This is a genomic window from Enterobacter sp. 725m/11 (assembly GCF_011683705.1).
In the GTDB taxonomy this organism is placed as follows: Bacteria; Pseudomonadota; Gammaproteobacteria; order Enterobacterales; family Enterobacteriaceae; genus Enterobacter; species Enterobacter bugandensis.
On the sequence record NZ_JAAQOK010000019.1, the window covers coordinates 76,038 to 83,913 of the forward strand.

General features: G+C 54.8%; 10 protein-coding genes. 8 read left to right on the top strand and 2 right to left on the bottom strand.

Annotated elements, in window-relative coordinates; all coding sequences use genetic code 11:
• The first annotated feature begins 24 nt into the window (after positions 1–24).
• The 7 genes from purF to hisP all read left to right on the top strand — a co-directional run bounded on the left by purF (position 25) and on the right by hisP (position 6,538).
• Entirely contained in the window at positions 25–1,542 is a 1,518-nt protein-coding gene (purF, locus tag HBA26_RS10520) for an amidophosphoribosyltransferase (RefSeq protein ID WP_014884664.1), read from the top strand.
• An 88-nt stretch (positions 1,543–1,630) separates the two neighbouring features.
• Positions 1,631–2,200: a UbiX family flavin prenyltransferase gene (locus HBA26_RS10525; RefSeq protein ID WP_028013957.1), complete on the top strand. Its 570-nt coding sequence runs from the start codon at positions 1,631–1,633 to the stop codon at positions 2,198–2,200.
• Positions 2,201–2,490: 290 nt separating this feature from the next.
• Positions 2,491–3,273, top strand: a complete 783-nt coding sequence (gene argT / locus HBA26_RS10530) for a lysine/arginine/ornithine ABC transporter substrate-binding protein ArgT (protein ID WP_028013956.1) — start codon at positions 2,491–2,493, stop codon at positions 3,271–3,273.
• Positions 3,274–3,486: 213 nt separating this feature from the next.
• Complete coding sequence (hisJ, locus tag HBA26_RS10535) at positions 3,487–4,269, top strand: histidine ABC transporter substrate-binding protein HisJ (RefSeq protein WP_047367997.1); 783 nt, start codon at positions 3,487–3,489, stop codon at positions 4,267–4,269.
• Positions 4,270–4,356: 87 nt separating this feature from the next.
• Complete coding sequence (locus HBA26_RS10540; RefSeq protein ID WP_028013954.1) at positions 4,357–5,043, top strand: histidine ABC transporter permease HisQ; 687 nt, start codon at positions 4,357–4,359, stop codon at positions 5,041–5,043.
• On the top strand, positions 5,040–5,756 hold the full coding sequence (locus HBA26_RS10545) for an ABC transporter permease (protein ID WP_028013953.1): 717 nt from the start codon (positions 5,040–5,042) through the stop codon (positions 5,754–5,756). The genes HBA26_RS10540 and HBA26_RS10545 overlap by 4 nt, the downstream gene beginning before the upstream one ends.
• 8 nt (positions 5,757–5,764) lie before the next feature.
• Entirely contained in the window at positions 5,765–6,538 is a 774-nt protein-coding gene (hisP, locus tag HBA26_RS10550) for a histidine ABC transporter ATP-binding protein HisP (RefSeq protein WP_028016220.1), read from the top strand.
• Between the two features lie 99 nt (positions 6,539–6,637).
• Here hisP and HBA26_RS10555 read toward each other — a convergent pair whose 3' ends face one another.
• Together HBA26_RS10555 and HBA26_RS10560 are read right to left on the bottom strand one after the other, a co-directional pair.
• The gene (locus tag HBA26_RS10555) at positions 6,638–7,147 is read right to left on the bottom strand and encodes a GNAT family N-acetyltransferase (protein ID WP_126345364.1); all 510 of its coding nucleotides are present in this window, start codon (positions 7,145–7,147) and stop codon (positions 6,638–6,640) included.
• An 83-nt stretch (positions 7,148–7,230) separates the two neighbouring features.
• Positions 7,231–7,491 (bottom strand): helix-turn-helix transcriptional regulator, encoded by a 261-nt coding sequence (locus HBA26_RS10560; RefSeq protein ID WP_014884658.1) that lies wholly within the window; start codon positions 7,489–7,491, stop codon positions 7,231–7,233.
• A 122-nt stretch (positions 7,492–7,613) separates the two neighbouring features.
• Between HBA26_RS10560 and HBA26_RS10565 the strand changes: the two genes are divergently transcribed.
• On the top strand, positions 7,614–7,876 hold a 263-nt coding region (locus HBA26_RS10565; protein WP_166720900.1), incomplete at its 3' end, for a helix-turn-helix transcriptional regulator.

Below are 7,876 nucleotides of genomic sequence, written 5' to 3' on the forward strand. Positions count from 1 at the left end.
TGTGGCTTAACGAGGAAAAGACGAATGTGCGGTATTGTCGGTATCGCCGGTTTCATGCCGGTAAACCAGTCGATTTATGACGCGTTAACGGTGCTTCAGCACCGTGGGCAGGATGCTGCGGGTATCATCACCATTGATGCAAACAACTGCTTCCGTTTACGTAAGGCCAATGGCCTGGTAAACGATGTGTTTGAAGCCCGCCATATGCAGCGTCTGCAAGGTAATATGGGGATCGGTCACGTTCGTTATCCTACTGCTGGCAGTTCCAGCGCCTCTGAGGCACAGCCTTTCTACGTCAACTCACCGTATGGCATCACGCTTGCCCATAACGGCAACCTGACCAACGCTCATGAGCTGCGTAAGAAGCTGTTCGAAGAGAAACGTCGCCACATTAACACCACCTCTGATTCAGAAATCCTGCTCAATGTGTTCGCCAGCGAGCTGGATAACTTCCGTCACTACCCGCTGGAAGCAGACAATATCTTCGCTGCTATTGCCGCGACCAACCGCCAGATCCGCGGTGCGTACGCCTGCGTGGCGATGATCATCGGTCACGGCATGGTCGCCTTCCGCGATCCAAACGGCATTCGTCCGCTGGTGCTGGGCAAGCGCGACCTCGGCGATGGCCGTACCGAATATATGGTTGCCTCTGAGAGCGTGGCGCTGGATACCCTGGGCTTCGAATTCCTGCGCGACGTTGCGCCGGGCGAAGCGGTGTATATCACCGAGAAGGGCCAGCTGTTCACCCGTCAGTGTGCCGACAACCCGGTCAGCAACCCGTGCCTGTTTGAATACGTCTATTTTGCCCGTCCGGATTCGTTCATCGACAAGATTTCCGTCTACAGTGCGCGCGTCAATATGGGCACGAAGCTCGGCGAGAAGATTGCCCGCGAGTGGGACGATCTCGACATTGACGTGGTTATTCCTATCCCGGAAACCTCCTGCGATATCGCCCTGGAGATCGCCCGCATTCTGGACAAGCCGTACCGTCAGGGCTTCGTGAAGAACCGCTACGTTGGTCGCACGTTTATCATGCCGGGCCAGCACCTGCGCCGTAAGTCCGTGCGCCGCAAGCTGAACGCCAACCGCGCGGAATTCCGCGATAAGAACGTTCTGCTGGTGGATGACTCCATCGTTCGCGGCACCACCTCTGAGCAGATTATCGAGATGGCGCGCGAAGCGGGTGCGAAGAAAGTCTACCTGGCGTCTGCCGCGCCGGAGATTCGCTTCCCGAACGTGTACGGCATTGATATGCCAACCGCCAACGAGCTGATTGCTCACGGCCGTGAAGTGGATGAGATTCGCCAGATCATCGGGGCCGACGGCCTGATTTTCCAGGATCTGAACGATCTCATCGACGCGGTGCGCGCCGAGAACCCGGAGATTCAGCAGTTCGAATGCTCCGTGTTCAATGGCGTCTACGTGACGAAAGACGTTGACCAGCAGTACCTCGACTACCTTGATTCGCTGCGCAACGACGATGCGAAAGCCGTTCAGCTGCAAAACGATCTCGAAAGCTTAGAGATGCACAACGAAGGTTAATCTCTCCGCAGGTGAGGGCGCTCGCCCTCACTTGCAACTCCCCGCAAAATCCTGCACAGTCAGCCCAGAATTCAGCAAGGGCGAAATCATGAAACGACTCATAATAGGCATCAGCGGTGCCAGCGGCGCGATTTACGGCGTACGCCTGCTACAGGTTTTGCGTAACGTGGCAGAAGTGGAAACGCATCTGGTGATGAGCCAGGCGGCGAGGCAAACCCTCTCCCTTGAAACGGATCTCTCCCTGCGCGATGTCCAGGCGATGGCGGACGTGGTTCACGATGCCCGCGATATCGCCGCCAGCATCTCCTCAGGCTCGTTTAAAACCGCCGGTATGGTGATCCTGCCCTGTTCAATCAAAACGCTCTCCGGGATTGTGAACAGCTATACCGACACGCTGGTAACGCGCGCGGCGGATGTGGTGCTGAAGGAGCGCCGCCCGCTGGTGCTCTGCGTGCGGGAAACGCCGCTGCACCTGGGCCATCTGCGCCTCATGACCCAGGCCGCCGAGTTGGGCGCAGTGATCATGCCGCCGGTGCCGGCGTTCTATCACCGACCGCAGTCGCTGGACGATGTGATCAATCAGACCGTCAATCGCGTGCTGGATCAGTTTGACATCGACCTGCCCGAAGACCTCTTCACCCGCTGGCAGGGAGCCTGATTCTGTGCACAAATGCTGTGCATGAAAAAAGACGTTGCCCTGTTTCAGGGCAATTATGCAACGGCGATCATATCCTCGACATTTAATTCGCTTTTTCCCTTTTTCTCTTTCCGGTTCGTTCGGCAGACCTGCTATCTTTCACCATTAAGGCAATATCGCAACGTTTTATTAACATATTTAACGTCGAAGTTTTGACCAGACGGCAATGTGGCATAAGACCTGCAAGAGAAGCCTGCAACACAACACACAACACAATACATAATAAAATCACGGTACTTGAGGGTAAATGTATGAAGAAGACGGTTCTGGCTCTGTCTTTGCTGGTGGGGTTAAGTGCGGCGGCAGGTAGCTACGCAGCGCTTCCACAGACGGTTCGTATCGGTACAGACGCAACCTACGCGCCATTCTCTTCCAAGGATGCGAAAGGCGATTTCGTGGGGTTTGATATCGATTTGGGAAATGAAATGTGCAAACGTATGGAAGTGAAATGCACATGGGTGGGCAGCGACTTCGACGCGTTAATCCCGTCGCTGAAGGCAAAGAAAATCGACGCCATTATCTCTTCTCTCTCCATCACCGAAAAACGCCAGCAGGAGATTGCCTTCTCTGACAAGCTCTACGCTGCGGATTCGCGTCTGATTGCCGCGAAAGGTTCCCCGATCCAGCCGACCATCGACTCGCTGAAAGGCAAGCATGTGGGCGTGCTCCAGGGCTCGACCCAGGAAGGTTACGCGAATGCCAACTGGCGCGAGAAGGGCGTCGACGTGGTGGCTTACCAGAACCAGGATCTGATCTACTCTGACCTGGCGGCAGGCCGTCTGGATGCCGCGTTCCAGGATGAAGTCGCGGCGAGCGAAGGCTTCCTTAAGCAGCCGGCCGGTAAAGATTACGCCTTTGCGGGCCCGTCCGTGAAAGACAAAAAATACTTTGGTGACGGTACCGGCATCGGCCTGCGTAAGGACGATAAAGAGCTGAAAGCCGCCTTTGACAAAGCATTCACGGAACTGCGCAAAGACGGTACCTACGACAAACTGGCGAAGAAATACTTCGACTTCAACGTCTACGGTGACTAACGCACCAGCGTGGTGCGTCGCGGGTGTGGATGATTCAATATGGTGCGATTTGTGCACCATATTGGGTCGCTACGTGCATACTTAAGCATTTATAATGCAAAAATTCCCGTCTGAAAGGCATTATTCTTTGCCTGACAGCGTGGATTAATGGCACATTAACCCCACCCCGTCGTCGTAAAAAAACCGTATGAAGACAGTTTGTTGAGGACAAATATGAAAAAACTCGTGTTGTCATTATCTCTGGTACTGGCCTTTTCCAGCGCCACCGCGGCCTTCGCAGCCATTCCGCAGAAAATTCGTATTGGCACCGATCCAACCTACGCGCCGTTTGAATCGAAGAATTCAAAGGGTGAACTGGTGGGTTTTGACATCGATCTGGCCAATGAGCTGTGCAAACGCATCAAAGCACAGTGTACTTATGTAGAGAACCCGCTGGATGCGCTGATCCCTTCACTGAAAGCTAAAAAAATAGACGTGATTATGTCCTCGCTTTCCATCACCGAGAAACGTCAGCAGGAGATTGCCTTCACCGACAAGCTCTATGCGGCCGATTCACGTCTGGTAGTGGCTAAGTCTTCTGACATTCAACCGACCCTCGAGTCGCTGAAGGGGAAACGCGTAGGCGTGCTGCAGGGCACCACGCAGGAAACCTACGGTAACGAACACTGGGCGCCGAAGGGGATCGAAATCGTCTCCTATCAGGGCCAGGAAAATATTTACGCAGACCTGACGGCAGGCCGTATTGATGCGGCATTCCAGGATGAAGTCGCGGCAAGCGAAGGTTTCCTGAAGCAGCCGGTAGGTAAAGATTACAAGTTCGGCGGTCCGTCCATTAAGGACGAGAAGCTCTTTGGCGTGGGTACCGGTATGGGCCTGCGTAAGGAAGACAACGAACTGCGTGAGGCGCTGAACAAAGCGTTTGCTGAAATGCGCGCTGACGGTACCTACGACAAGCTGGCGAAAAAGTACTTCGATTTCAATGTGTACGGCGGCTAATCGCTCCGTCAAATAACGTGCGGCCCCTCCCGCTGGGGGAGGGGATAAGACACGGTTTACCACTCACGATACGACAGGGCTCGCGGTATGCTGTACGGATTTTCTGGCGTTATTTTACAGGGCGCGCTTGTCACCCTTGAGCTGGCTATCAGCTCCGTGGTGCTGGCGGTGCTGATAGGTCTGGCGGGCGCAGGGGCGAAGCTTTCGGCTAACAAACCGCTGGCGCTCATTTTCGAAGGCTATACCACGCTCATTCGCGGCGTACCCGATCTGGTGCTGATGCTGCTTATTTTTTACGGCCTGCAGATTGCCCTGAACAGCGTGACGGATGCGATGGGCATGGGACAAATTGATATCGACCCGATGGTGGCCGGTATTATCACCCTCGGTTTTATCTACGGTGCCTACTTCACGGAAACCTTCCGTGGCGCTTACATGGCGGTTCCCAGAGGACACATTGAAGCGGCAACCGCATTTGGTTTTACCTCTTCACAAACGTTTCGCCGGATTATGTTCCCGGCCATGATGCGCTATGCGCTGCCGGGCATCGGCAACAACTGGCAGGTTATCCTCAAAGCGACGGCGCTGGTCTCGCTGCTCGGTCTGGAAGACGTCGTGAAAGCGACTCAACTGGCGGGCAAGAGCACCTGGGAGCCGTTCTACTTTGCGGTGGTCTGCGGCGCGATCTATCTGGTCTTTACGACCGTCTCCAATGGTGTGCTGCTTCTGCTCGAGCGTCGCTACTCCGTGGGTGTGAAGAGGGCTGACCTGTGATTGAGATTATTCAGGAATACTGGAAATCCCTGCTGTGGACGGATGGCTACCGCTTTACCGGCGTGGCGATCACGCTCTGGCTGCTGATTTCTTCCGTGGTGATGGGCGGCATTCTGGCGGTGTTTCTCGCCATCGGTCGCGTGTCGAACAATAAATTTATTCAGTTCCCGATTTGGCTATTTACCTATGTGTTTCGCGGCACGCCGCTGTACGTGCAGCTGCTGGTGTTCTATTCGGGGATGTATACGCTGGAGATCGTAAAAGGCACGGAAATGCTGAATGCGTTCTTCCGCAGTGGCCTGAATTGTACGGTGCTGGCGCTAACGCTCAACACCTGCGCCTATACCACCGAGATTTTCGCCGGGGCCATTCGTTCCGTGCCGCACGGTGAGATCGAGGCGGCGCGCGCGTACGGCTTCTCCTCGGTGAAGCTTTACCGCTGCATTATTCTGCCGTCGGCGCTGCGTATTGCGTTACCGGCGTACAGTAACGAAGTCATTTTGATGCTGCACTCGACCGCGCTTGCCTTTACCGCCACGGTGCCGGACCTGCTCAAAATCGCGCGCGATATCAACTCCGCGACCTATCAGCCGTTTACCGCGTTTGGCATTGCGGCGGTGCTCTATTTAATTATCTCTTATGTTCTGATTAGCCTGTTCCGTAAGGCTGAAAAACGCTGGTTGCAGCATATAAAACCTTCTTCGACGCACTGAGAAAGATGATGGCTGAGAACAAATTAAACGTTATTGATTTGCACAAACGCTACGGCGAACATGAAGTGCTGAAAGGGGTGTCGCTGCAGGCTAACGCAGGCGACGTAATCAGTATCATCGGTTCATCCGGCTCGGGTAAAAGTACCTTCCTGCGCTGCATTAACTTCCTCGAAAAGCCGAGCGAAGGCTCGATTGTGGTGAGCGGGCAGAACATCAACCTGGTGCGTGACAAAGACGGCCAGCTGAAGGTGGCAGACAAGAACCAGCTGCGCCTGCTGCGTACGCGCCTGACGATGGTGTTCCAGCATTTCAACCTCTGGAGCCACATGACGGTGCTGGAGAACGTGATGGAAGCGCCGGTTCAGGTGCTCGGCTTAAGCAAGCAGGAAGCCCGGGAACGCGCGGTGAAATACCTGGCGAAAGTGGGTATCGACGAGCGCCAGCAGATGAAATATCCGGTACACCTTTCCGGCGGCCAGCAGCAGCGTGTCTCCATCGCCCGCGCGCTGGCGATGGAGCCGGAAGTGCTGCTGTTCGACGAACCGACCTCCGCGCTTGACCCGGAACTCGTCGGCGAAGTGCTGCGCATCATGCAGAAGCTGGCCGAAGAGGGCAAAACGATGGTGGTGGTGACGCACGAGATGGGCTTCGCCCGTAACGTCTCGAACCACGTGATTTTCCTGCATCAGGGGAAAATTGAAGAGCAGGGGCACCCGGACGAGGTGCTGGCAAACCCGCAGAGCCCGCGTTTGCAGCAGTTCCTTAAAGGATCTCTGAAATAAAGAGGGCATCAGCCCGCAGTCCAGCCCAATAGCCCGGTGACGCTTCGCTTACCGGGCCTACAAAACCCCAGGCCGGGCAAACGCAGTGCCGCACGGCATTCAGGCCGCACCACACTCCAGGCGATACACCCAGTCGTCATACCGCACGCCGTCAATCTCATACGCCTTTTCAAGCACCTGCGTGCGCACAAACCCGGCTTTCTCTAGCACCCGCACAGACCCGCCGTTGTCTGCCAGCACGTACGCGTTAATCGCCTTCACGCCGGTCTGGTTAAACGCGTAGTCACATACCGCGCGCAGCGCCTCGCTGGCGATGCCTTTTCCCTGCGCGGCAGGCACAACCGTGTAGCCGATGTCCGCCTCTTCACGATTCTCAGGGCTGATTTGCAGGCCGATATCGCCGAGTGGCGTTTCTTCATTCAGAAAGCGGATCACGAAGACATGCTCCGCCATCAGGCGTGCGGCAAACACGCGTCGGGTCTCTTTCTCAGGCGCAATCGCGGCCATATAGCGCATAATGTCGCGGTTTTCGCGCAGCGAGCGGAAGAATGCCCAGTCAGAGGGTTCGAAAGGGGTGAGGTGAAGCCGGGGAGTGGTGATGGTTGCCATTGTTACGCCATTCCGATGAATTTGGCTTATTACCTTAACACCGGAATGGAACTGGCGAACAGAATGGATTTTGGTGATGGAGGTTAGCGTTTGGTCCTCATCAACTTAGAACGATCAACATAGTTGCCATATTGATCGTAATAGCGACTGGGCCAGATCGACGCCGCATCTTTTTCTAGTGCCTCCGCGATGATCTTTTCCCCCTTTGGCCACGGCCTGGAGAGCGCGTTTGCAAGCGTAGAAGAACTCAAACCCGCCTGGCGTGAAAGAGCGGCTAGTGAGAGTTTGCGCTTGTGGAGCATGGCGATGATATCCGCTGGGTGCATGTCCTGATCTCTATTCATACATTTTCCTTTATATATGATTTTGTTCAAATTGCAGATACAAATACTAAGTAATACTTAGTACAATTTCAATATCGGGATACCAGAATCATGACTCTACTTCCAGATTTTGAAGAGTCATCATGCTTCCCCATAGACTTAAAGCGGCGCGACTAAAGGCCGGACTATCGCAGCAGAAACTTGGGATCCTCGCGGGCATTGATGAGGCGACTGCTAGCGCACGTATGAACCAGTATGAAAAGGGGATCCATACGCCCGACTTTGCGCTGGCGTGCAAGTTAGCGGAGGTGCTTAATATCCCAGCTTGTTATTTTTATACGGTTGAGGATGATTTGGCTGAATATATTTCTGTCTCTTATACACATCTGACGCTGCCGACGACGGA

Bases quoted from the DNA above. Each gene is read 5' to 3' on its own strand.
- purF (WP_014884664.1), top strand. From the start codon at position 25: ATGTGCGGTATTGTCGGTATCGCCGGTTTCATGCCGGTAAACCAGTCG.
- HBA26_RS10525 (WP_028013957.1), top strand. From the start codon at position 1,631: ATGAAACGACTCATAATAGGCATCAGCGGTGCCAGCGGCGCGATTTAC.
- argT (WP_028013956.1), top strand. From the start codon at position 2,491: ATGAAGAAGACGGTTCTGGCTCTGTCTTTGCTGGTGGGGTTAAGTGCG.
- hisJ (WP_047367997.1), top strand. From the start codon at position 3,487: ATGAAAAAACTCGTGTTGTCATTATCTCTGGTACTGGCCTTTTCCAGC.
- HBA26_RS10540 (WP_028013954.1), top strand. From the start codon at position 4,357: ATGCTGTACGGATTTTCTGGCGTTATTTTACAGGGCGCGCTTGTCACC.
- hisP (WP_028016220.1), top strand. From the start codon at position 5,765: ATGGCTGAGAACAAATTAAACGTTATTGATTTGCACAAACGCTACGGC.
- HBA26_RS10555 (WP_126345364.1), bottom strand. From the start codon at position 7,147: ATGGCAACCATCACCACTCCCCGGCTTCACCTCACCCCTTTCGAACCC.
- HBA26_RS10560 (WP_014884658.1), bottom strand. From the start codon at position 7,491: ATGAATAGAGATCAGGACATGCACCCAGCGGATATCATCGCCATGCTC.